The following is a 22626-nucleotide window of genomic DNA, read 5'->3' on the forward strand; positions in this document are numbered from 1 at the left end:
ACCATCCGCAGCCTCTAGGCACAACCGCCGGATCACTGGCCAAAAGTCACGCCGTTAGTCTCCCGTCGCGACCGGCCGGCCCGGGGTGTTCGACCACTGACTCCACGAGCCGTGGAACAGCTTCGCGTCGATGCCGATCTCGGCGAGCACCAGCGCCGTGTGCGCGGCGGTGATGCCCGAACCGCAGTACGCGCCGACCGCGACGCCGTCCGTGATGCCCCGTTCGGCGAACGTGCGGCGCAGGGCGTCCGGCTCGCGCAGCATCCCGCGCTCATCCACGTGCACGGTCGTCGGCAGATTGACCGCGCCGGGGATATGGCCGGCGATCGGATCCATCGGCTCGACCTCGCCGCGGAAGCGCTCCGGTGCGCGCACGTCGAGCAGGATGCCGGATGCCGCGAGCGCGGCGGCCTCGTCGATCGTGAGGCTGTCGCCGCTGATGTCCGAGAGCACGACGTCTCCGGGCTCCGGCACGACATCGCCGGTCTCGACCGCTCCGCCGCTGGTCTGCCATGCCTGCCAGCCGCCGTCGAGCACGCGCACGTCGACACCGCCCTGCCGCAGGATCCACCACGCGCGGGCAGCCGGGACTCCGCCGGCATCGTCATATGCGACCACCACGTCGCCCGCGTTCACACCCCAGCGGCGCACGGCCTCCTGCACCTGCCCGGTCGACGGAAACGGGTGGCGCCCCTCGTCAGGACGCCCGTGCCGCGACAGCTCGGTCTCGATGTCCACGTACACCGCGCCGGGGATGTGGCCGGCGAGATAGGCGTCACGACCGTCGGTCCGACCCAGCTTCCAGCGGACGTCGAGGATCCTGGCTCCCGCATCGATCAGCTCCGACAGCGCCGCGGCATGCGTCAGGTTCGACATGCGTCCAGGGTACGACGGGGCGAAGCCATCGGGGCGCCACCGCGTCGTCCGTCAGTTCACGAGAATCGCATGACCGTTGCCCCAGCCGAGACCTTTGCCGTCCCCGGGTCGTTGGCCGTGACCGTGCCCGGGTCCTTGGCCGTGACCGTTCCCCGGACCGTGGCCGTGCCCGTTCCCGGGACCGTGGCCGTGCCCGTTTCCCGGACCGTGACCGTTGCCCGGACCGTTGCCGTCATCGCTCTCGCAGGCCGCCAGCTCATCCGCATCCGGCGTGAAGCGGAGCCACTCGAATCGCGCTTCGGTATCGGGAGCGGATGTGGCGCCGCGGAACGCGGACACCCCGACGCCGGTGGCCGCGAGTACCTCCGATTCGATCGGCTGGCCGATCCGGATGAACTTCTGACCATCCGTGGACAGCGAAGCTGTCACCCAGTCTCCGTTGCTGCTCATCCGCAGCCACACGGTGCCGCCCATGTCCGCAGGCGGGAAGACACTGTCCTCCCACGTCCACGTGTCGAAGCGGTCCTTGCCGCTGTTCTTCCACGTGAAGTCGAATCGCTGACCCTGCTGCGCAAAAGACCAGACGAGCTTGGCGTTGTTCGCATCATCGCGGTACAGCACGAGCCCCGCCTGCTGGTACTTGGCCACCGGCGCGTACTCCAATTCGGTCGTGACCTCCCACGCTCCCTCGGGAACAGGCAATTGCGGAATGGTCGCACCATCGATCGACGTGGTCGGCGACGACATCACCAGACCGCCGTCTTCGAGACGCTGCCGATCCTCGCCGTCGCGGAGGATGCTCCACGCCTCGCCCAGAGCGTCGCCTTCGAACTCGTCGGACCCCGCGCCCGTGCACAGCTCGTACATCGGGTCCTCCGAACGGGTGTTGAGCGGGTCCCGGGTGCCCTCGGGGTCGAGCACAGCATGAGCGATCGTCGTGCCGCTGCGGCCGCCGATCTCGAAGATCATGTGGGTGACGCCGCCCTCTTCCACGATCTGCGGCGACGAGGTGCGCCCCTCCTCCGGCGGGAACGGACTCGGGATGTACAGCGGCATCGGATCACCCGCACTGCGGAGGTCCTCATCGAGCTTCTTCGCGAAGATCGTTCCCGCGCTCGATCCGTAAAGCACGTAGTGCGTGCCGTTCCACTCCCAGATCTCGGGTCCGGCGACGTTCGTCCCCTCGACGGCGGTCGGTTCGACGACCCAGCCCGGCTGCGCCTCCCAGTTGATCAGGTCGTGCGAATAGGCCAGCCCGATGCGGCGCACGTTCGAGGTGTCGTTGACCATGAAGAACATCGCATGCTCCCACCCGTTCTCGGGGAACGGATTGTCGAAGATGCGGTTGTACGAGGTCTCCGTGGCGTTCTGCCCGAACTGCTCGGTCGTCATCACGACACCGCCGTAGTCGAAGTGCACACCGTCGGCCGATGTGGCGTAGCGGTCTGTGGTGTTCTCGCCGTGGAAGTAGAGGAACACCTGGTCGGTGTCCTCGTTCCACACGGCATCGGGCGCGGACACATGCGAGACGTCGTAGATGCCGTCCCAGACGTTCGAGACGATCGGGTTGGCGTCGTAGTGCGTCCACGGTCCGTCGATCGAGTCCGCGTACATGAGGTTGATGCCACCGGGGGCGTCGTGCGGGGCGTAATAGACGTACCACTCGCCGAGCGGGTTCTCGAGGTATTCCCCGGCGTGGAACACCGACGGGAAGATGAACTCGTTCCCCGGGTTCCAGGTCTCATCGGTGAACCGGTCGATGATCGGCCCCTGCGTGGTGAAGACCGGAAGCTCCTCGTCCTCTGCGGCCGAGGCGGCCGTCGACGCGGTTCCGGCGATGAGCGCCGTGGCGACGAGTGCCAGCGCGACCGCTGACGCGGCGATTCTTCTTCGAATGTCCATGGGCTGCTCCTCCCGGTGCCCCCATCGGCACCGCTCAGGCAAGGCTGCGCCTTGCTCACAGCGCCTGATCGTGCCAGATCCGACCGCGCCCGTCATGCCCCTAATGCGCATTATTTGGCGGTGGAGCGCATTATCGGGGTGTCGTGACGCTCATGGTGAACGGACCGTCACGGGACGGCGTCAGCTCTTGGTGGAGTCGTCCTCGTCGGCGTCGCCTTCCGACTCATCGCCGGCCGTCTCGTCCGCGTCGGGAGCGAGCTCGATGACCTCGTCGCCCTCCTCGAGGACGTCCACGTCGTCGGCGTCCTCCGTCTCGCCGGCGGATGCCGCGAGCACGCCCTCCGGGCGGATGAGCTCGCGCACCTCGGCCATGAAGCTGTTCAGCTGCTGCTGCTGCCAGCGCAGCTGACGGGTGCGGTCCTCGGCATCGCGGAGCACATCGGCGGTGTGCCCGGTCACGGTGCTGACGATCTTCTCGGCCTTCACCTGAGCGCGCTCGAGCGTCGCGCGGGCACGCACCTGCGCATCCGCCTCGATCGACTGCGCCTGCGAGCGCATGAGCTTCTCGTAGTCGTCGGCCTTCGCGGCGATCCGCTTGGAGTGCTCGAGCGACGATGCCACCTGCTCGTTCGCATCGGCCGTGATGCGCTCGGCGTGCGCGACCGCCTGATTGTGCAGCAGCAGGAACTCCTGCTGCGCGTCATCCTGACGGCGGGTCAGCGTCTCCTCGAACTCGAGGACGCGGGCGTTCATCTCGCGGACCTCACGCTCGGCATCCGTGCGCTGCTGCGTCGTCTCGCGGGTGACGAGGGAGCGCAGGGCTGCCGCGCCCTTCTCGGCCTCGGTGCGGATGGTCGCCGCCTCCTGCTCGGCCTGATTGACCTTCTCGGCCGCGTGCGCCGCCTCGCGCTCGATGCGCGCCTCATGCGCGGTGTACTCGGTCTCGATGCGCAGCCGCACCTGGTCGGCGTCGTTCTGCGCCTGAGTGGTCAGCCGGTCGACCTCGGCGGCGAGCTCTGCGCGGCGGGCCTCGGCCTCGTCACGGGCGGCCTCGAGCAGGCGCTCCGCCTGCACGGCGGCGTTCTGGATGAGGACGGATGCCTGCTCCTCGGCCACGCGGAGGACGGCCTCGAACTGCAGGCGCGAACCCTCGATGTCGGTCTCGTCCTTCGGAGCGCCCGCGAGTTCGTTCGAGAGTGCCGTCACCTGCTGCTCGGACTCGTCGACCCGGGCCTGCGCCGCGGCGAGATCGGCTTCGAGCGCGGCGATGCGCTTCTCGTCATCCGCACGGGCGGCGGCAACCCGCTCCTCCTGCTGCTTCTCGATCTCGGCGATGCGCGCCTCGCTCTCGGCTGCCCGGCTCTCGCTCTCGGACCGGGCGGTCTCCAGCTCGGCGCGCACGGACTCCACGTCGCGGCTGACACCGGAGCGGGCCTCGGTGAGCTCGGTCTCGGCGCGCTTGATCTGCATGCGCAGACCCGCGATGGCGGCATCCACCTCGCCGCGGTCGTAACCGCGGAAACCGATCGTGAAGCTCTCCTGCTCGCGGGCGGGACCCTGGGCGAGCTGATCGAAGAAGTCCGTGCCCTGCTCTGCGGTGTTCTCAACGGATTCGGTCACGATGGACGCCTTTCAAAGCGGGGGAGAGATGCGGGAGAGACCCTGAGGTTCAGCCTAACCAGTGCGCCTGTGAGGCGACAGCGTCGCGGCGATAAACTGCGGTCGACCCCGAGTGAAGGATTCAGCGATGCCGCGTTTCGACCTACCGGCGGAGCAGTTGCGCTCCTACCGGCCCGAGGTGGCGGAGCCCGCCGACTTCGACGACTTCTGGGAGCAGACCCTCGCCGAGTCACGTGCCCTCGCCGCCCCCGTCCAGCTGCGCCGGATCGACTCGCCGCTCCAGGCGGTCGAGGTGTACGACGTCGCCTTCAGCGGGTTCGGCGGCGACCCGGTCGGCGGGTGGCTGCTGCTGCCGGCGGATGCCGACGACGCTCTGCCGGCGGTCATCGAGTACAACGGGTACGGCGGTGGGCGCGGCCTTCCGCATGAGCGGCTCGGGTGGGCGGCATCCGGGTACGCCCACTTCTTCATGGACACCCGCGGCCAGGGCAGCGGATGGGGCACCGGCGGCATCACGCCCGACCCGCACGGCTCCGGCCCTGCGACGCCGGGGTTCATGACCCGCGGCATCCAGGACCCGAACGAGTACTACTACCGCCGGGTCTACACCGACGCCGTCCTCGCGATCGACGCGATCCGCTCGCTCGATCGGATCGATGCATCCAGGGTCGCCGTGACGGGCACCAGCCAGGGCGGCGGGGTCGCGATCGCCGCCGCGGCGCTCTCGAGCGGTCTGATCGCCGCGATGCCGGATGTGCCGTTCCTCTGCCACTTCGAACGGGCGGTCGGGCTCACCGACCGCGATCCCTACGCCGAGATCGTGCGGTACCTGGCTGTGCATCGGGACGCCGTCGAGAACACGTTCCGGACGCTGTCGTACTTCGACGGGGCGAACCTCGCCCGCCGCGCCACGGCGCCCGCTCTGTTCTCGGTGGCGCTCATGGACCCGGTGTGCCCGCCGTCGACGGTGTTCGCCGCCCGCAATCACTGGGGTGGAACCGCCGACATCGTCGAGTACGCCTTCAACGAGCACGAAGGCGGCCTGGGTCTGCAGTGGCAGAAGCAGGCCGCCTTCCTCGCGGAGCAGCTCGCGGGCTGAACCGGGTCGCGCCCGTCGCTCAGACGGTCAGCAGCACCTTCGTGGCGCGCCGCTCGTCCATCGCCTTGTACCCCTCGGCCGCATCCTCGAGCGGCAGGGTCAGGTCGAAGACGACGCCCGGGTCGATCTCGCGGTCCCAGATGAGCTGGATGAGCTCGGGCAGGAATCGCCGCACCGGCGCAGGCCCGCCGTGCAGGTGCACGCCCGAGAAGAACAGCTCGTCGCCGGGCAGCGCCACGTCATGCGCGACGCCGACGTAGCCGACGTGCCCACCGGCGCGGGTGGATCGGATCGCCTGCATCATCGACTCCTGCGTGCCGACGGCCTCGATCGTCGAGTGGGCTCCGAGCCCGTTCGTGAGCTCCTTGATCTTCGCCACGCCCTCGTCGCCGCGCTCTTCGACGATGTCGGTCGCGCCGAAACGGCGCGCGAGCTCCTGGCGGTCGGCGTGCCGGCTCATCGCGATGATCCGTTCCGCGCCGAGCTGCTTCGCGGCGAGGATGCCGAGGAGGCCCACCGCGCCGTCGCCGACCACGGCGACGGTCTTGCCGGGGCCGGCCTCAGCGGCGACGGCGGCGAACCATCCGGTGCCGAGCACGTCGGACGCGGCGAGCAGAGCGGGGATGAGGTCGGCGTCGGGCTGACCGGGGGTGGCGACGAGCGTGCCGTCTGCGTGCGGGATCAGCGCGTACTCGGCCTGGGTGCCGTACCGGCCCATCGGCACGACGTGGGCGCACCGGGACTGGTACCCGGCCTGGCAGATCTCGCACGTGTTGTCGGATGCCATGAACGAGCCGACGACGAAGTCGCCGACCTTCAGGTTCTTCACGTCCGCACCGATCTCCTCGACCACGCCGACGTACTCGTGGCCCATGGGCGTCGCGTCGACGCTGTCGGCACCGCGGTACGGCCAGAGGTCGGAACCGCAGATGCACGTGGCGGCGAGTTTGATGACGGCATCCGTCGGCCTCGTGATGGTCGGCTTCTCGCGGTCCTCGACGCGGACGTCGCCGGGGCCGTGCATGACTACTCCACGCATGTGTGCGCTCCTTCTGATGTGTGCTTCGGTGTGTGATTCCATACAACTCCTGATCTACGGACTCCGGGAGTTCCTGCCGAGACGTGTCCTGTCAGGGTGCCCCTCCCGGCATCCAATCGGCATACGCTTGCCGCATGGACAACCGGGCCGAGGTGCGCGAATACCTGTCGTCGCGCCGCGCGAAGATCACCCCCGAGCAGGCGGGCATCGTCGGAGGCCCGAACCGTCGCGTTCCCGGCCTGCGACGCACCGAGGTCGCGATGCTCGCGGGCGTCAGTGTGGAGTACTACGCCAAGCTCGAGCGCGGCGCGATCGCCGGTGCATCCGCCTCGGTCCTGGACGGGATCGCCCGTGCGCTGCAGCTCGACGACACCGAGCGCGCGCACCTGTTCGATCTGGCGCGTGCGGCCGACGGCATCCCCACATCGGGCCGGACGCGGCGCCGCGCCGCGTCGTCGAGTCCACCGCGCGCGAGCCTGCAGTGGGCGCTGGAGGCACTCACCGGCGCTGTCGCGTTCGTGCGCGACCAGCATCAGGACATCGTCGCGGTCAACCCGCTCGGCCGGGCGTTCTTCTCGCCGCTCATCGGCGAGGGCGGGCGGACGCCGAACCTCGCGCGCTTCCAGTTCCTCGACCCGGCGTCGCGCGACTTCTACCCGGATTGGGACCTGTTCGCCGAGATGTGCGTGGCGATCATGCGGGCAGAAGCCGGCCGCGATCCGCACGACAAGGCGCTACAGGATCTCGTCGGCGAGCTGTCCACGCAGAGCGAGACGTTCCGCAGGCTGTGGGGCGCGCACGATGTCCGCACTCACGGCGCGGGGACCAAGCGGTACCGGCATCCGATCGTCGGCGACGTCACGCTCGCGTACGAGGAGCTGGCACTGACGGCCGAACCCGGGCAGGTCATGCTCGTGTACACCGCCGAACCGGGCTCACCGTCGGCGGAACGCCTCGGGCTGCTGGCCAGCTGGGCGGCGGAGCATCCGGCGACCGCGCCGGACCCTGCCGAGACGTCCGTGGACGCAGACGCCTCCCGTTAGCGACGAGACCTCTCGGTGCCGACGTCCGTGACGAGAGGTCTCGTCGGCAAGGAGAGGTCTGTGCGGGCCGGGCGGGTGTTCTGCTCTGAGCAGAACCGCTCCCGCCGGAGAACGGCGCGGCGTTACCGTGGACCATGGCCGACATGATCGCGTTCCCCGACCGTTCCACCCCGTCGCCCGAACCGCTGTGGCGCCACCTGCTCGGCGATCAGTTGCGCCGGCGTCGCCATGACAACGCCGAGACCCTCGGCGAGACCGCTGCGCGGGCAGGTGTCTCGCCGCAGTACCTCTCCGAGGTCGAGCGGGGTCTCAAGGAGCCGTCCAGCGAGATGATCGCCGCGATCGCCGGCGCCCTCGACACCACGCTCGTCGAGCTCACGAGCAGCGTGGCCGATGAGCTGCGGGCCGCGTCGGTGCCGGCATCCGCCGCCGTCTCGGCATCCGCCCGCCACGGCGCTTTCGCCCTCGCGGCCTGAGCCGGGCCACACCTGTCAGTCCCGATCACACACGTCAGTACGGAACGGTTGCTCCGGGCTGACATCTGTCATCCAGGCTGACAGGTGTCAGCGGTGGCGCGCTAACCTGCCGTCCGCTCGCCGAGGACGGTGTCGATCAGCCCGTACTCGAGCGCGGCGGATGCCGTGAACACCCGGTCGCGGTCGGTGTCGGCGCGCAGCGCCTCGACCGTCCGACCGGTGTGACGGGCGAGGATCGCCTCCATGTCCGCTCGCACGCGCACGACCTCGTCGGCGGCAAGGATGAGGTCGGGGATAGCCCCGCGCGACTGCCCGGCCGGCTGATGCAGCACGATGCGCGCGTGCGCGAGGGCCGCGCGCTGGCCTGCCGCCCCAGCCGCGGCGAGGAGCGCGGCCGGCCCGATCGCCTGCCCGACGACTGTGGTCGCGACGGCCGGGCGGATGTGCTGCATGGTGTCGTGGATCGCCAGCGCAGCGCCAGGGTCGCCGCCCTCGCTGTTGATGTAGAACTGGATGCCGGTGTCCGGGCTGTCCGCGTCGAGATGCAGCAGCTGCGCGATCAGCGCGTTCGCGACACCCGCGTCGATGCCGGTGCCGAGGTAGATCACCCGCTCGGACAACAGCTGCGAGTAGACGTCCATGATTCGCTCGCCGCGCGGATGCTGCGCGATGACGTTGGGGATCGTGTAGCCGCTCATCACTTCTCTCCTTCGAGGCCGAGCCCCACACGCGCCCTGCGGCGGGGGAACACATCGCCGAGCGATGTCGCGATCTCGTCGACGAAGCCGTACGCCTCGGCTTCGACCGCCGTGTACCAGCGGTCATGCAGTGAGTCCTCGAAGATGCGGTCTGGCTGCTGGCCGGTGTCGTCGGCGATCAGGCCGAGCACGGTGTCGCGCATCTGGCGGAGGTCGTCGGCCTGGATCTCGATCTCGGCTGCCGAGCCCCCGATGCCGGCCGACCCCTGATGCATGAGGATGCGCGCGTGCGGAAGCGCGCGGCGCTTGCCCTTCGTCCCTGCGGAGAGAAGGAACTGTCCTGCACTGGCTGCGAGCCCGAGGGCGAGCGTTGCCACGTCGTTCGGGATCATGCGCATGACGTCGCGGATGGCGAGCATCGACGGAACCGAACCTCCTGGCGAGTGGATCCAGAGGGCGATGTCCGCGACCGGGTCCTCCGCCGAGAGGGTGAGCAGCTGGGTCATCAGCAGCGTGCCGTTGTCGTCATCGAGGGCGCCGTCGAGCACGAGGACGCGTTCGTGGAACAGCGCGCGCCTGGCCTCGGGGCCGAACTGCGGGATCGGTGTCTCTTCGCTCATGCCCCCACTGTGCGCGGCATCCGTCCGCCGGTGGGCGGAATCCGCTCAAGGCGGCTCTGCCCTGAGCGGATGGACTCTGCGCGAGCCGGCCCGCGACCGCGCAGGCCCGGCACGCGGCGGACGCGGAACGGGGCCGCAGGACTCGTGGTCCCGCGGCCCCGTTCCGGCCGTTCTGCCCGACTACGCCGCGGCGAGCGCGCGCCGGTGGCTGATCCGGTGACCGACCCAGAAGCCGATCGCGATCAGGCCGATCAGGGCGATCCCGAGCATCCAGGGCAGCATCGACGGCGCGGCACCCGCGGTCGCGGTGGCGAGCGTTCCCGAGCCGTCTGCGATGCGTCCGTTGCCGTCGGCGAGTGCGACGGCGCCCGTCTCGAGCTTCGTGCCGCCGACGGCGAGCGCACCCGAGCCGTCGGCGACGGCGGTCGCGCCCTCGGACAGCGTGCCGAGGCCGTTGTCGAGGTCGAACGCGCCCTGCTGCAGGGTCGAGGTACCCTCGGCGAGGGACGCCGCGCCCTCGTTCAGGCTGGATGCGCCGGAGTTCAGACGCGTCGCTCCGTCGTGCAGCGCTGCCGCGCCCTCGGAGAGGGTGGTCAGACCGCCGCTGAGGCGGCCGGCGCCGGATGCCAGGTCGGCGGTGCCGGACTTGAGCGGAACAAGACCGGTGGCGAGCTCCTTCGCGCCCGATGCGAGCTGCGAGGTCCCGGACTTCAGCGGCGCGATGCCCGTGGCGAGATCCGAGGCGCCCGTCGACAGGTCGGAGGCGCCCTGCGCGAGCGGGGTCATGCCCGTCGCGAGGCTCGAGGCGCCGGTCGACAGCTGCGCCGCACCCTGCGCCAGCGGCGCCATGCCGTCGGCGAGCGAAGCCGCACCGGCGGCGAGGTCGCCGCTGCCCTTCTTGAGGTTCTGAGCACCGACCACGAGCGCCGGAGCGCCGTTCTGCACATCGGCGAGGCCGACGGTTCCAGGCCAGCCCTTCGACGAGTCGCCGTTGAGGAGCGCGCTGGTCCCCGCGGCGAGCGACGCGGCACCGTCACCGGCGTTGATCAGTCCCTGAGCGAGCTGCGGCGCTGCGGCCGCTGCGGGCGCGATGCCGTCGACCTGCTGGTCGACACCGGCGGCCAGTGCTGCCAGCGGTGCGAGGTCGGGGTTGGTCTGGGCGAGCACGGCGAGCTGGTCGGCGAGCGCCTGCGAGTTCTGCGACAGCGAACCGACCGTGCCGGTGATGATGGCGCCGTTGGCGGCGAGGTAGCGGACCTGGTCACCGGTTCCGGCGGCGAGAGACGAGCTGAGGTCCTGCGCCCCGGCGTTCAGCGACTGCGCATACTGGTGCGCACCGCCGACGCCGGCGGCGATGCTCGTCACACCGTCGAGCAGCTTCTGGGCACCGGCGCCGACCTGCGCGGCACCGCCCGAGACCTTCTGGGCTCCGGTGAGCGCGCTCTTCGCCCCCGCATCCAGCTGTGCAGCACCACCGGAGACCTGCTGGGCTCCGGCCAGAGCGGTCTGCGCCCCGGCATCCAGCTTCGCGGCACCGCCGGAGATCTGCTGCGCTCCGTCCACGGCCTTCTGCGCGCCGGCATCCACCTGGGCAGCGCCGCCGGACAGCTTCTGCGCACCGGTGACAGCCTTCTGCGCGCCGAGGTCTGCACGCAGCAGACCGGCGGCGAGTTCCTGTGCGCCGGAGAGCGCCGTCTGCGCTCCCCCGTTGAGGCGGGCGGCACCCGACTCGGCGCTGGCCGTGCCGGCCGCGAGCGTACCGGCGCCGACGGAGAGTGCGGCAGCACCGGACTCGGCCTTCAGCGCACCCGCTGCGAGCTTCTGCGATCCCTCGTGAGCGCTCTGCGCGCCGTCGGCGAGGTCCTGAGAGCCGTCGGCGAGCTGCTGCGCTCCGCTGGAGAGCTCCTGCGCTCCGGCAGCGAGCTGAGCCGAGCCGTCCCGGGCGGTGCCCGTCCCGTCCGACAGCTCAGCGGCACCCGCGGCGATCTTTCCGGTCGTCAGGAAGAAGATCGTCACCATCGCCGCGAGAAGCAGGGCGAGGACGACGACGGTTATGCGCACGCCGTTGCCGTGCGCGTGGGACTGAGAACTCATCATCGAGGCTCCAGGGGTCAATGGCATCGTTGCCACCCGCGAGTGTAGGAGTGCGGATGCCGACTTCCCTCGGCCTTTGCGACCAGGTACTAAGTTTCAGATTCTCTGAGACTTGGTTTCTTGTAGCGTTTCGACAACGGCGAATGCGCGCGACAGATCGGCGATGAGATCATCGGCGTCCTCCAGTCCGATCGACAGACGCAGGACGTCGGCATCCGGACGGGCGTCAGCAGGCACAGGGCGGTGGGTCAGTGCGGCTGGATGCTGGATGAGCGAGTCCACTCCCCCGAGCGAGACCGCGTGCGTGAAGAGCTCGACCGCGGAGGCCACGGAGCTCGCCGCCGCGTAGCCGCCGCGCATTCGCATCGCGATCATCGCCCCGGTTCCCCGCATCTGCCGATCGAGGATGCCCTGCGGGTCGCCGTCGAGCCCCGGGTAGAACACCTCGTCGACCTCCGGCCGATCGATCAGCCACTGCACGATGCGCTGCGCATTCGCCTGCTGCCGCCGGATCCGCACCGGAAGGGTCGTGAGGCCGCGGTGCAGCAGGTACGCGCCAAGCGGATGCAGCAGGCCTCCGGTCACGGCGCGCACGCGGCGCAGTGCTTCGGCGTGCTCCTCGCTGCAGGCGACGACCCCGGCGATCACGTCGCCGTGCCCGCCGAGGTACTTCGTCGCGCTGTGCAGCGACATCGCCGCGCCCAGATCGAGCGGGTTCTGCAGGATCGGCGTCGCGAAGGTGTTGTCGACGACGACGGGCACGCCGCCCGCCGACGCGGCGACGGCGGCGACGTCGACGAGTTCGAGAGTGGGGTTCGCCGGCGTCTCCATGACCACGAGGCCCGTTTCGGGGCGGATGCTGACGCCGACCTCCGACGGATGGCAGAACGTGACCTCGGTTCCCAGCAGCCCGGAGCCGAGCAGGTGGTCGGTGCCGCCGTACAGGGGACGGACCGCCACGACGTGGCGTTTGCCGGTCGCGGATGTCATGGCCAGGATCACGGCGGTCATCGCCGCCATTCCCGATGAGAACGCCACCGACGCCTCGGCGTGTTCCATCGTGGCCAGCGCCTCCTCGAAGCGCGCGACCGTCGGGTTCCACAGCCGCTGGTACACCAGGCTGCCGTTCTCGATCGGACGGCCGCCGGTGGCCATCGCCTCGTAGGCGTCGCCGCCCCGTTCGATGTCGGGAAGCGGGTTGGTCGTGGAGAGGTCGATCGGCAGGGCGTGGACGCCGAGCGCGTTGAGGTCGTCGCGGCCGCTGTGCACGGCGACGGTGTCAGGGTGCAGGCTCATGCCTTCACGTTGCCGGAATCCCAATGCGAGTGGGAGAATTCGACAGCATCCGCCGACTATCACGGCAGATCTGCGATTCTCGATGACGATCGACCGAACAGGGGCGACGAACTTGGCGAAAGCACAACTCGACGAGCTCGACCTGCAGATCCTGGCTGCGCTCAGCACGCGCGCGGACCTGACGAACAAAGCTCTCGCCGCCCAGCTGGGGCTCGCGGAGTCCACGTGCGCGCACCGCGTACGGGGCCTGCGCGACCGGGGCGTCATCCGCGACACCCGCATACGACTCGACGCCGCGACCCTCGGCTACCCGCTCGAGGCGATCATCAAAGTGCGTCTGGCCAATCACACCGGCGAGAAGGTCAATGCCCTGTTCGACGCGCTCGTGGCGACTCCCCGGGTGCTCCAGGTGTTCCACGTCGCGGGGGTCGACGACTTCCTCGTGCACGTGGCGGTTCAGGATGCCGCGGCACTGCGCGACATCGTCCTCGAGCGCATCACGGTGCATCCGGTCGTGCGCGGAACCGAGACCCAGTTGGTCTTCGATCTGCGCGACGGCCGCGGCGTACTGGGGTAGGTCTCAGCGGCGGAGCAACTTCTTCCAGCGGCGCTGCACGATCACGGGCACGGGCTGGGTGACCACGGCATCCACGTTCAGGGAGCTGTTGTCGGGGCCGACGATCGCGATCGGCGTCGTCAGCGTCGGCTCGAGCGGATCCACGGGCATCTTCGCCAGTGCGCGGTGCGCGCGCACGTACGCGGGGATGAGGATCACGACCGCGCCGACCCAGGCGAGCGGGTTGCTCATCGCAACGCCGGCGAATCCGAGAACAGCGCCGAGCACGACGGCAGCGGCCACGCGGGCGAACAGCTCGACGACACCCGTGATGGTCGGGATCATCGCCTGACCGAGCCCCTGCAGCGCACCGCGCAGCACGAACAGCACGCCGAGCAGGGCGTAGGTGGACCCGTTGATGATGAGCATGAGGTGCGCGAGCTCGACGACCTCGTCGGCTCCGTCGCCGACGAACAACCGCACCAGGTGCGTGCCGAAGGCGATGAGCACGATGCCGAGCACGAGTGAGGCGACGATCGCCATCCACGTCGCCTGCACGACGCCGGAGCGGATGCGGTCGGGCCGCCGGCCGCCGAAGTTCTGCGCCACGTACATCGACACCGCGAGGCCCAGGGATGCCAGCAGCGCCGTCGCGAGGCTGTCGACCCTGGATGCCGCGGTGTACGCGGCGATCGCCTCGGCGCCGAGGACGTTCAGGGCGACCTGCACGACGAGCGTGCCGATCGCGATGATCGAGGCCTGGAATCCCATCGGGAGGCCCAGCCGCAGGTGATCGGCGATGTCGCCGCGGGTGACGCGCCAGTCCTCGCGCCGAACGTGAAGCATCGGCATCCGACGCCGGACGAACTCCAGGCACAGCAGCACCGAGACGGCCTGCGCGACGACGGTCGCGAGCGCCGCGCCGGCGACTCCCCACCCGACCGGGCCGACGAGCAGGATCACGAGCACGACGTTCAGCGCGCAGGCGATCGTGAGGAAGACGAGCGGTGTCCGCGAGTCGCCGATCGCACGGATGATCGCCGAGAGGTAGTTGAAGAACATCGTCGCCCCGCCGCCGAGGAAGCTCACCTGCGTGAACAGCGTCGCCTCGGCGAGCAGCTCGGGCGGGGTCTGCATGAGCACGAGCACGGGCTCGGCCAGCAGCGGACCGCCGATCGTGATGACGATGCTGGCGGCGGCCGAGAGCAGCGTGCCCGTGGCGACGGATCGCCGCACGCCGGCGGCATCCTTCGCCCCGAACGCCTGCGCGGTCGGGATCGCGAAACCGCTCGTCATGCCCCAGGCGAATCCGAGGAGCAGGAACAGGAGGCTCCCGGTCGCGCCGACGGCGGCGAGCGAGTTCACGCCGAGCTCGCGCCCCACCACGACCGTGTCGACGACCTGATAGAGCTGCTGGACGATGTTGCCGATCAGCAGAGGGACGGCGAAGGTCAGGATGACGCGCCACGGGCGGCCAGTGGTGAGGGAGGTTGCCATGCGGGGAAGCGGCTTCCGGAGACGAGGATCGGGGCAGACGGCTCGCCGGAGTACGGCGAGCGCCCAGTCTATCGAATCGATTCGGACGATCGAGCGCCTGCGCAGCGTCGAACTGAGAGAACCGGCTCCAGGCCTCAGCGGCCCGTCGATCTCAGAGGTCGCGGTGCACGCCGACGATGCGCGGTGCGGCCAGCACGGGTGCGGGCGCAGACGCCGGTGCGGCTGCGGACGAGACCACCGGCTCCGACTTCGGTCGCCGCTCGAAGGCCTGCACGATGGACCGTGCGACGGCGCCGAGCACGAGCGCGACGACGAGGCCGCCCGCGGCCACGATCGCGGGAACCCACTGCCCGGAGAAACCGGATGCGAGGCTCAGCAGCGCGCCGCCGATCCACGCCGCGGATGCTCCGCCGGCCACGCCGGCGGCACCCATCGCGAGTGCGATCAGGGCGACGATCGCGCAGATCAGGGCGATGCCCGCCCCCGCGATGCCGACCCACAGGAAAAGCTCTGAAAGATCCCTCACCAGCCCGATCGATGACATTGTGACCCCCCGGTCGCCTTCGTGATCCCCACGGTACGCAGGCCCGCCGGCATCCGCATCCATCGGAAGGATGATGTTACGCAAACGCCACCCGGACGTATGTCGAGGGCCATGATGGAGGGGTGGCCGTTCCTCTCTCCGAACTGACGCGGATGCCGGATCCGCAACTCGTCTACGCCGCCGACGGAACCCGCCTGGCGACCTACACCTGGGGCGAGCTCGATGCCCCGGTCGTGGTGATCATCCACGGGTTCGCCTCGAACGTGCGCGACAACTGGGTGCTCACCGGCTGGGTCCGGGAGCTCACCAGGGCCGGCTACCGCGTGCTCGCGCTCGACCAGCGCGGGCACGGCAACAGCGACAAGCCGCATGAGCCGGACGCCTATGCCATCCGTACCCTCGTGTCGGACGTCGAGACGGTCATGGACACCTATCTCGTCGAGGACGCGTTCTACGTCGGCTACTCCCTCGGCGCACGCGTCGGCTGGGAGGTCGTGCGCGACCTGCCGCAGCGCATCGAGCGGGCTGTTCTGGGCGGCGTGCCCGACGGCATCCCGCTGGAGCGGCTCGATCTCGACCAGGTGCGCGCCTACGTGGCCGATGGCGCCGAGGTGACCGACCGCACGACCCAGAACTACATCGCACTCACCGAACGCGTACCCGGCAACGACCTGCGCTCGCTCGTCGCCCTCGCCGAGGGGATGCGGCGCACCCGCACGGTCGACCCCGACCCGGCCAATGCCCCGACCCGGCCCATCCTTTTCGCGACGGGCACGGAGGACGCCATCATCGAGGGCTCCCGCGCGCTGGCCGAGGCCGCGCCGAACGGGACGTTCTTCGAGATCCCCGGGCGCCACCACTTCAACGCGCCCGGCTCGCGGGCGTTCAAGGATGCCGCGCTGGAGTTCCTCGCGGGTTCCTGAGCGGCGACGCCGAAGCGCCGGGGCTCAGGCCTCGCGCTTCGGCAGCACCCAGCCCGCGCGCGGGAAGTGACAGGTGTAGCCGTTCGGGATGCGCAGCAGGTAGTCCTGGTGCTCGGGCTCGGCCTCCCAGAACGGACCCTCGGGCTCGATGGTCGTGACGGCCTTGCCCGGCCAGAGGCCCGACGCATCCACGTCGGCGATCGTGTCGCGGGCGACACGCTCCTGTTCGGGGGTCAGCGGGAAGATCGCCGAGCGGTAGCTCGTGCCGATGTCGTTGCCCTGCCGATTCATGGTCGACGGGTCATGGATCTGGAAGAAGAACGCGAGGATGTCGCGGTACGACGTCTCGGTCGGGTCGAACACGATCTCGACGGCCTCGGCATGGCCGGGGTGATTGCGGTAGGTCGCGTTCGCGTTCGTGCCGCCGGTGTAGCCCACGCGGGTGTCCAGGACTCCTGGCTGACGGCGGATGAGGTCTTCCATGCCCCAGAAGCAGCCGCCCGCGAGGACAGCGGTCTCGGTGCCGGGTGTGCGGGTGATGGTGCCGGTGTCGGTCATGTGCACTCCTTTTCGCCCTTCCAGTCTGACGCAGGATCGCTAGGCGGGAGCCGTTCTGGACGAACACTCAGGAACCGCGTGCTGTATGCGTTTCGTCGGTTTCGAGGCGCTCAGAACCGACCGAAAGCATCCCGTCTGTGCCGTGAGCACAAGAAACACGAGGGCGGATGCCGGGGACGCATAGCTTCGTCAGCATGACTGAGAACCCGATCACCGACGCTCTCGTCCTCATCACCGGCGGCGCCCGCGGCATGGGCGAGCTGTACGCGCGCCGCGCGGTCGCCGCGCACGCGCGCGCCGTCGCGCTGTGGGACATCGATGAGGATGCCGTCGCGGCCCTCGCCGCAGACCTCTCCCGATCTGGAGTCGAGGTGCGCGGCTACCGCGTCGACGTGTCGCAGCGCGAGGAGATCGCCGCCGGCATCGAGAAGCTGCGAGCGGAGCTCGGCTCCCCCGATGTCGTGATCAACAACGCCGGCATCGTCCGCGGCGCGCCGTTCTGGGAGCACGACCCGGTCGCGCACATCGAGGCGACCATGCGCATCAACACTCTGGCGGCGATGTGGCTGACCCGTGAGGTGCTGCCCGAGATGATCGCGGATGCTTCGCGCCCCAAGCGCATCCTGAACATCGCCTCCGCAGCCGGGACTCTGGCGAACCCGAACATGAGCGTGTACGCGGCATCCAAGTGGGCGATGATCGGCTGGAGCGAGTCGGTCCGTCTGGAGCTCGCCTCGTACGGGCATCGGCACATCGCGGTCACGACGTTCTGCCCGAGCTACGTCTCGACCGGCATGTTCGAGGGTGCGCGCGGCCCGCTGCTGACCCCGATCCTCACGCCCGAGACGGCCACGTCGGCTGCGTGGAACGGGATGCTGCACGGAACGCCGCTCGTGCTGCGGCCATGGACCGTGAAGCTGTCGATGGCGCTCCGCGGCATCCTGCCGACCGGCGCGTGGGACTTCCTGGCCCGACACGTGTTCAAGGTGTACTCGTCGATGGACCACTTCACCGGACGAGGGTGACATCGCAGCCGCGTGTCCCGGCAGTAGAGTTGCTTGCCTAGACCTCGAGGGGGACACATGTCGGTTGGTCTGCTCGCCGTCGTCGACGACATCCTGAGCGCGGCGATGAAGGCGTCTGCGAAGGCTGCGGGCGTCGTGATCGACGACGCCGCCGTCACCCCGCAGTACGTGCAGGGGATCACTCCGGCGCGCGAGCTGCCCGTCGTCGCGAAGATCACACTCGGGTCACTGGCGAACAAGTTCGTCATCATCATCCCGATCGCCCTGCTGCTGACCGCGTTCGCGCCGTGGGTGCTGCCGTTCCTGCTCATCCTCGGCGGAACGTACCTGTGCTTCGAGGGCGCCGAGAAGGTGCTGGAGTGGTTCGGTTTCCACCACGGACACGATGACGAGGGCGCCCGCAACGAGAACAAGCTCGTGTGGGGTGCGATCCGCACCGACCTGATCCTGTCGACCGAGATCATGCTCATCTCGCTGTCGAACCTCGAGGCCGGCCTGAGCATCTGGATGACGCTCGGGATCCTCGCGGTCATCGCCCTGGTGATGACCCTCGTCGTCTACGGCGCCGTCGCGCTGCTGGTGAAGATCGACGACATCGGGCTGAAGATGGCGAAGAGCGACTCGCAGCGGGTGCGGCACACCGGAACCCGGCTGGTGCGGTCGATGCCCGCGGTGTTCCGCGTGATCAGCGTGATCGGAACCGTCGCGATGCTGTGGGTCGGCGGGCACCTGCTGCTCGCGAACCTCGGCGAGATCGGACTGCACTTCTTCAGCGACATGCTGCACGGCATCCACGACTTCCTCGCGCCCGCCGGTGCCGTGATCGCGTGGATCGGCGAGACCTTCGTCTCGGCCGTTGCAGGTCTTGCGGCGGGCCTCATCGTCGTCGGCGTGGTGCTGCTGATCGGGCGGATGCTGGGCAAGCGCCCGTCGTTCTCCGAGGGCGGCGAGTCCCCGGCGAACGTCGCCCACTGAACGCGCCGATGGACGTCCTGCGGTGGATCGCCGACGCCTTCAACGCGCAGTGGATGCTGCCCGGCGGGCAGACACTCCTCATCCGCGAGGTCGTCGGCAACCTGTTCGGGCTGGCGAGCGCGCTGGGCGGCATGCGGCGCAGGGTGTGGGCGTGGCCGGTCGGCATCGTCGGGAACCTGCTGCTGCTGACAGTGTTCCTCGGCAGCATCCTCAGCCCTGAGCACGACCTCCCCCACCTGCTCGGCCAGGCCGGGCGGCAGGTCATGTTCATCGCGGTCGCGATCTACGGATGGGTCCGCTGGCGGCAGGCGGCATCCGGAACCGGCCAGGTGACTCCGCGCTGGGCGCCGAACAGCGCGCGCATCGGCCTCATCCTCGCGCTCGTGATCGGCACCGTCGCGCTGACCCCGCTGTTCCGCGTGCTCGGCTCGTACGAACCGGTGTGGGCGGATGCCTGGACCTTCGTCGGATCGCTGCTGGCGACCTACGGCATGGCGAAGGGCTGGACCGAGTTCTGGCTCATCTGGATCGCCGTGGACGTCGTCGGCGTGCCGCTCCTCTTCAGCGCCGGCTACTACGCGACCGGTCTCATGTACGTCTTCTACGGCGCGTTCACCGCCATCGGCTTCGTCGTGTGGTGGCGGGCGCAGACGAATGCCAAGCCGCACATCGAGACGATCATGCCCGACCCGCGCATAGGCGGCGCAGACGAGAATAGGGACTGATGTTCGACAGCCCGCTCTCCGCCTCCGCCTATGAGGTGCTCGGTGTCGACCCCACCGCTTCGGCCGACGAGATCAAGAAGGCGTTCCGCCTGCGCCTGCGCCAGACCCATCCGGATGCTGGCGGCGACGCCGCGGCGTTCATCCAGGTGCAGCGGGCGTGGGAGCTCGTCGGCACTCCCGAGGCACGCACCGTGTACGACCGCGGGCACGGATTCGGCGCGGCATCCGGAACCTCCGCACCCGAGCAGGACTGGAGCGGCTGGCGAGCACCGGCCCCGCGCGCAGACACGCGCCCCAAGGCCCGCGCGTACGGGCACCCGGGTGGCTGGCGCCGCGAGCGCTACCTGTCGCTCATCCGCGAATGGGCCGGCCGCGGCGTCGACCTCGACGACCCCTACGACCCGGCCCTGGTGCGCTCGGCGCCGCTCGAGATCCGGCGGCTGCTGGCGGATGCCCTCGCCGAGGAGGCCACGGCGGGCACGGTGTCCGACCTCGGCATGGGGTTCACGGTCTGGCACGACGTCGCCACGAGCACCGACCCGCGCGAGAAGCTCGACCACGTCGTGCTCAGTCCGTCGGGCCTGTACGGGGTGATGTCGGAGGACTTCGCTGAGACCGCCCGGTTCCGACGCGGCGAGATCATCGGCCAGAACGTCGACGGTCGAGCCCCGGTCGCCAGCCTCCTCGCCCGCATGCGCGTGATCGCCCGGGCCGCGAAGGTGCGCTTCGGCGGGGCGATCATCGTGCTGCCCGACGACGACCTCGAGCAGGCCGTCACCGCGCTCGGCAAGGTGCGCGGCATCCCCGTCGTCGTCGTGCGTCGCAGCACGCTCGGCATGGTCCTGCGGCAGGGCGTTCCCGGTGCGCGCGACATCGGCGGCAACGAGCTGTTCGACGTGCGCACTCGCCTGCAGCAGACGGTGCGCTTCGTCTGAGGTCCCAGGCCCGGGCTCACTCCGCGTCGGAGCGGAACAGCCCTCGCAGCACGAGGTAGACGATCACCGCGACGACGGCGACGATCGCGAGCTTCGCGATGAACCACAGCACGGAGAACAGCACCCCGACCAGCCACCAGGCGACGATGACAGCGACGATCACGCCGACGATGGTCCACAGGGAGTTCTTGTTCACGACTCAAGCCTACGCACCGGCGCCGGTTAGCATTCAGGAATGACTGACGAAGCGACCTCCGACGTATCCATCGGCGGCGAGATGATCCGCCTCGGCCAGTTCCTGAAGTTCTCGGGACTGCTCGACTCCGGCGGCGACGCCAAGGAGGTCATCATCGACGGATACGTCACTGTGAACGGCGACGAGGAGCGCCGCCGCGGACGCCAGCTCCGCGACGGCGACCTCGTCTCATTCGAGGGCCGGACGGTCCGCGTCCGGCCGTGACTCCCGCCCGAGCCGCGAGAATTGCTCTATGCGGCGAGACGGATGCTGGCCCGGCGCAGACGGCCGGGCCGACGTTCGCGGGCGAGCCTGCGCCGCACCGGCTCGGCGCGGTACCCCGTCATGCCCGGCGGCGAGTACGCTCGCCGTGTGGATGCCGCCGACCCGCTGCCCGATCGCCCTGCCCCCGACAACCCGCAAGGAAAGCTCGTGCTGCTCCGGCACGGCGAGACCGAGTGGTCGCGCGCTGGGCGGCACACCGGCCGCACCGATGTTCCGCTTACCGAGCACGGCGAGGAACTCGCACGTGCGGCCGGCGAGCTCGTGCGCGGCTACGACTTCCGGCTCGTGCTCTCCTCACCCCTGCAGCGCGCGCGCCGCACAGCGAAACTCGCGGGCCTCGACGCCGAGATCGATCCGCAGCTGATCGAATGGGACTACGGCGGGTACGAGGGCCGCACGACCCAGGACATCCGCGCCGAGCTCGGCTACAACTGGTCGGCGTTCACGCACGGCGTGATCCGCGGCGAGACCCCCGGCGAGACCGTGGAGGAGGTCGCCGCCCGGGCATCGCGCGTGCTGACCCGTGTGCTCCCGGCGATGGTCGAGGGAGACGTCGCCCTCGTCGCGCACGGGCACTATCTGCGCATCCTTGCCGCGGTGTTCCTGCGGCAGGCGCCGCGGTTCGGTGCGTCCATCACCTTCGGCGCGGGTTCCGTCTCGGTGCTCGGGTACGACCGCGAGCAGCCGGCGATCCTCGCGTGGAACCACGGTCCGCAGCTGCCGCTCGAGCCGCCGCGATCATGACGCGCCGCGGCGTCCGCACTCGCAGAGTTCTGGGGCTGACGGCGTCGGTGGTCTCGGGCACGATGGAGGCATGACCGACGGGTACGACTCCGAGTTCCTGGCCACCTCCGTCCCGCTCCCCCGACCGCGCGGCGTCGTGCGCGACCTCGCCTACCCGCGGTTCTCGGTGCTGCTCGACCCCGCGCGCCGGTTCGCCGCCGTCACCGCGGTGAACATCGACGGAGCGCAGTTGCGCGAGGTGCCGCGCTCGGGCGACTGGCGTCTGGATTCACGGGTGGATGCCGATGAGCAGGCCGGCCCCGACGTGTACTCCCACAACGATCTCGACCGCGGCCACCTCGTGCGCCGCCGCGACCCCGGGTGGGGCACGGCCGACGAGGCGCGGGATGCCACCGAGGCGACGTTCTTCTACACGAACGCCGCACCGCAGGCCGCCGGGTTCAACCAGTCGAAGGAGCTGTGGCTCGGACTCGAGGACCATGTCCTCGCCTATGCCGAGGCGACCGATCAGCGCGTCTCGGTTTTCACGGCGCCGGTGCTCGCGGACGACGATCCGCCGTATCGCGGCATCCGGGTGCCGTTGCGTTTCTGGAAGGTGGCGGCCTGGGAAGGACCGTCCGGGTTGGCGGCGGCCGGATTCGTGCTCGATCAGACCGAGCTCGTCGACACCTCTCAGGGGGTTCTCGCCGTGCCGCCGCTGGGAGCGTTCCGGACGTTCCAGGTTCCGATCGGCGACATCGCCGAGATCACCGGGGTCGACTTCGGTGCCCTCGCCGAGGCGGATTCGCTGCGCGTGCGCGGCGTGCGCCCGGGTGATTGGCGGGTGATGGACGCAGCCGCCGACATCGTGCTCTGAGGCGG

The 22626-nt window shown here is 69.8% G+C and carries 24 protein-coding genes; 12 read left to right on the forward strand and 12 right to left on the reverse strand.

Annotated elements, in window-relative coordinates; translation table 11 throughout:
* Window positions 1-54: 54 nt before the first annotated feature.
* From AB0269_RS09635 to AB0269_RS09645, 3 genes are all read right to left on the reverse strand, one after another.
* Window positions 55-876 carry a sulfurtransferase gene (locus AB0269_RS09635; protein ID WP_366210985.1) on the reverse strand — a complete coding sequence of 274 codons (822 nt, stop codon included), beginning with the start codon at window positions 874-876 and terminating at the stop codon, window positions 55-57.
* 51 nt (window positions 877-927) lie between these two features.
* Window positions 928-2778: a DUF1349 domain-containing protein gene (locus AB0269_RS09640; protein WP_366210986.1), complete on the reverse strand. Its 1851-nt coding sequence runs from the start codon at window positions 2776-2778 to the stop codon at window positions 928-930.
* 180 nt (window positions 2779-2958) lie between these two features.
* On the reverse strand, window positions 2959-4398 hold the full coding sequence (locus tag AB0269_RS09645; RefSeq protein WP_366210987.1) for a cell division initiation protein: 1440 nt from the start codon (window positions 4396-4398) through the stop codon (window positions 2959-2961).
* 127 nt (window positions 4399-4525) lie between these two features.
* On the opposite strand from AB0269_RS09645, the gene AB0269_RS09650 reads away from it, so the two are divergent.
* Window positions 4526-5497, forward strand: a complete 972-nt coding sequence (locus AB0269_RS09650; RefSeq protein WP_366210988.1) for an acetylxylan esterase — start codon at window positions 4526-4528, stop codon at window positions 5495-5497.
* A 19-nt stretch (window positions 5498-5516) separates the two neighbouring features.
* On the opposite strand, the gene AB0269_RS09655 is transcribed toward AB0269_RS09650, so the two are convergent.
* Entirely contained in the window at window positions 5517-6536 is a 1020-nt protein-coding gene (locus AB0269_RS09655; protein ID WP_366210989.1) for a zinc-dependent alcohol dehydrogenase family protein, read from the reverse strand.
* A 134-nt stretch (window positions 6537-6670) separates the two neighbouring features.
* Here AB0269_RS09655 and AB0269_RS09660 point away from each other — a divergent pair, with 134 nt between their 5' ends.
* Complete coding sequence (locus AB0269_RS09660) at window positions 6671-7579, forward strand: helix-turn-helix transcriptional regulator (RefSeq protein WP_366210990.1); 909 nt, start codon at window positions 6671-6673, stop codon at window positions 7577-7579.
* A 134-nt stretch (window positions 7580-7713) separates the two neighbouring features.
* Window positions 7714-8055, forward strand: a complete 342-nt coding sequence (locus tag AB0269_RS09665; RefSeq protein WP_366210991.1) for a helix-turn-helix transcriptional regulator — start codon at window positions 7714-7716, stop codon at window positions 8053-8055.
* 101 nt (window positions 8056-8156) lie between these two features.
* Here the strand turns inward: AB0269_RS09665 and AB0269_RS09670 are convergent, their stop codons facing one another.
* The 4 genes from AB0269_RS09670 to AB0269_RS09685 form a co-directional block, all read right to left on the reverse strand.
* Window positions 8157-8753 carry an ATP-dependent Clp protease proteolytic subunit gene (locus tag AB0269_RS09670; protein ID WP_366210992.1) on the reverse strand — a complete coding sequence of 199 codons (597 nt, stop codon included), beginning with the start codon at window positions 8751-8753 and terminating at the stop codon, window positions 8157-8159.
* A complete protein-coding gene (locus AB0269_RS09675) occupies window positions 8753-9373 on the reverse strand; it encodes an ATP-dependent Clp protease proteolytic subunit (RefSeq protein WP_366210993.1) in 621 nt (206 codons plus the stop codon). Before AB0269_RS09675 ends, AB0269_RS09670 begins: the two co-directional genes overlap by 1 nt.
* A 180-nt stretch (window positions 9374-9553) precedes the next feature.
* On the reverse strand, window positions 9554-11467 hold the full coding sequence (locus tag AB0269_RS09680) for a hypothetical protein (protein ID WP_366210994.1): 1914 nt from the start codon (window positions 11465-11467) through the stop codon (window positions 9554-9556).
* A 96-nt stretch (window positions 11468-11563) separates the two neighbouring features.
* Window positions 11564-12763: a PLP-dependent aspartate aminotransferase family protein gene (locus AB0269_RS09685; protein WP_366210995.1), complete on the reverse strand. Its 1200-nt coding sequence runs from the start codon at window positions 12761-12763 to the stop codon at window positions 11564-11566.
* An 82-nt stretch (window positions 12764-12845) separates the two neighbouring features.
* On the opposite strand from AB0269_RS09685, the gene AB0269_RS09690 reads away from it, so the two are divergent.
* Complete coding sequence (locus tag AB0269_RS09690; protein WP_366210996.1) at window positions 12846-13340, forward strand: Lrp/AsnC family transcriptional regulator; 495 nt, start codon at window positions 12846-12848, stop codon at window positions 13338-13340.
* Between the two features lie 3 nt (window positions 13341-13343).
* Here AB0269_RS09690 and AB0269_RS09695 read toward each other — a convergent pair whose 3' ends face one another.
* Window positions 13344-14816: an MATE family efflux transporter gene (locus AB0269_RS09695; protein WP_366210997.1), complete on the reverse strand. Its 1473-nt coding sequence runs from the start codon at window positions 14814-14816 to the stop codon at window positions 13344-13346.
* Window positions 14817-14967: 151 nt separating this feature from the next.
* Window positions 14968-15342 (reverse strand): hypothetical protein, encoded by a 375-nt coding sequence (locus AB0269_RS09700; protein WP_366210998.1) that lies wholly within the window; start codon window positions 15340-15342, stop codon window positions 14968-14970.
* 140 nt (window positions 15343-15482) lie between these two features.
* On the opposite strand from AB0269_RS09700, the gene AB0269_RS09705 reads away from it, so the two are divergent.
* A complete protein-coding gene (locus tag AB0269_RS09705) occupies window positions 15483-16283 on the forward strand; it encodes an alpha/beta hydrolase (RefSeq protein ID WP_366210999.1) in 801 nt (266 codons plus the stop codon).
* A gap of 24 nt (window positions 16284-16307) precedes the next feature.
* Here AB0269_RS09705 and msrA read toward each other — a convergent pair whose 3' ends face one another.
* Window positions 16308-16841, reverse strand: a complete 534-nt coding sequence (msrA, locus tag AB0269_RS09710) for a peptide-methionine (S)-S-oxide reductase MsrA (RefSeq protein ID WP_366211000.1) — start codon at window positions 16839-16841, stop codon at window positions 16308-16310.
* 194 nt (window positions 16842-17035) lie between these two features.
* On the opposite strand from msrA, the gene AB0269_RS09715 reads away from it, so the two are divergent.
* Genes AB0269_RS09715 through AB0269_RS09730 form a run of 4 tightly spaced genes read left to right on the forward strand, consistent with a single transcriptional unit; the run spans window position 17036 to window position 20501 of the window.
* Window positions 17036-17866 carry an SDR family NAD(P)-dependent oxidoreductase gene (locus AB0269_RS09715; RefSeq protein ID WP_366211001.1) on the forward strand — a complete coding sequence of 277 codons (831 nt, stop codon included), beginning with the start codon at window positions 17036-17038 and terminating at the stop codon, window positions 17864-17866.
* Between the two features lie 57 nt (window positions 17867-17923).
* The gene (locus tag AB0269_RS09720) at window positions 17924-18841 is read left to right on the forward strand and encodes a DUF808 domain-containing protein (protein WP_366211002.1); all 918 of its coding nucleotides are present in this window, start codon (window positions 17924-17926) and stop codon (window positions 18839-18841) included.
* An 8-nt stretch (window positions 18842-18849) separates the two neighbouring features.
* Complete coding sequence (gene pnuC / locus AB0269_RS09725) at window positions 18850-19566, forward strand: nicotinamide riboside transporter PnuC (protein WP_366211003.1); 717 nt, start codon at window positions 18850-18852, stop codon at window positions 19564-19566.
* Window positions 19566-20501 (forward strand): J domain-containing protein, encoded by a 936-nt coding sequence (locus AB0269_RS09730; RefSeq protein WP_366211004.1) that lies wholly within the window; start codon window positions 19566-19568, stop codon window positions 20499-20501. The genes pnuC and AB0269_RS09730 overlap by 1 nt, the downstream gene beginning before the upstream one ends.
* Before the next feature lie 16 nt (window positions 20502-20517).
* Here AB0269_RS09730 and AB0269_RS09735 read toward each other — a convergent pair whose 3' ends face one another.
* Complete coding sequence (locus AB0269_RS09735) at window positions 20518-20697, reverse strand: hypothetical protein (protein ID WP_175987688.1); 180 nt, start codon at window positions 20695-20697, stop codon at window positions 20518-20520.
* 39 nt (window positions 20698-20736) lie between these two features.
* Between AB0269_RS09735 and AB0269_RS09740 the strand changes: the two genes are divergently transcribed.
* From AB0269_RS09740 to AB0269_RS09750, 3 genes are all read left to right on the forward strand, one after another.
* Window positions 20737-20961: an RNA-binding S4 domain-containing protein gene (locus AB0269_RS09740; protein ID WP_175987690.1), complete on the forward strand. Its 225-nt coding sequence runs from the start codon at window positions 20737-20739 to the stop codon at window positions 20959-20961.
* Between the two features lie 21 nt (window positions 20962-20982).
* On the forward strand, window positions 20983-21765 hold the full coding sequence (locus AB0269_RS09745) for a histidine phosphatase family protein (RefSeq protein ID WP_366211005.1): 783 nt from the start codon (window positions 20983-20985) through the stop codon (window positions 21763-21765).
* A gap of 70 nt (window positions 21766-21835) precedes the next feature.
* Window positions 21836-22621, forward strand: a complete 786-nt coding sequence (locus AB0269_RS09750) for a DNA/RNA non-specific endonuclease (protein ID WP_366211006.1) — start codon at window positions 21836-21838, stop codon at window positions 22619-22621.
* Window positions 22622-22626 lie beyond the last annotated feature (5 nt).

It is taken from the genome of Microbacterium sp. NPDC077644, from assembly GCF_040702785.1.
Classification (GTDB): Bacteria; Actinomycetota; Actinomycetes; order Actinomycetales; family Microbacteriaceae; genus Microbacterium.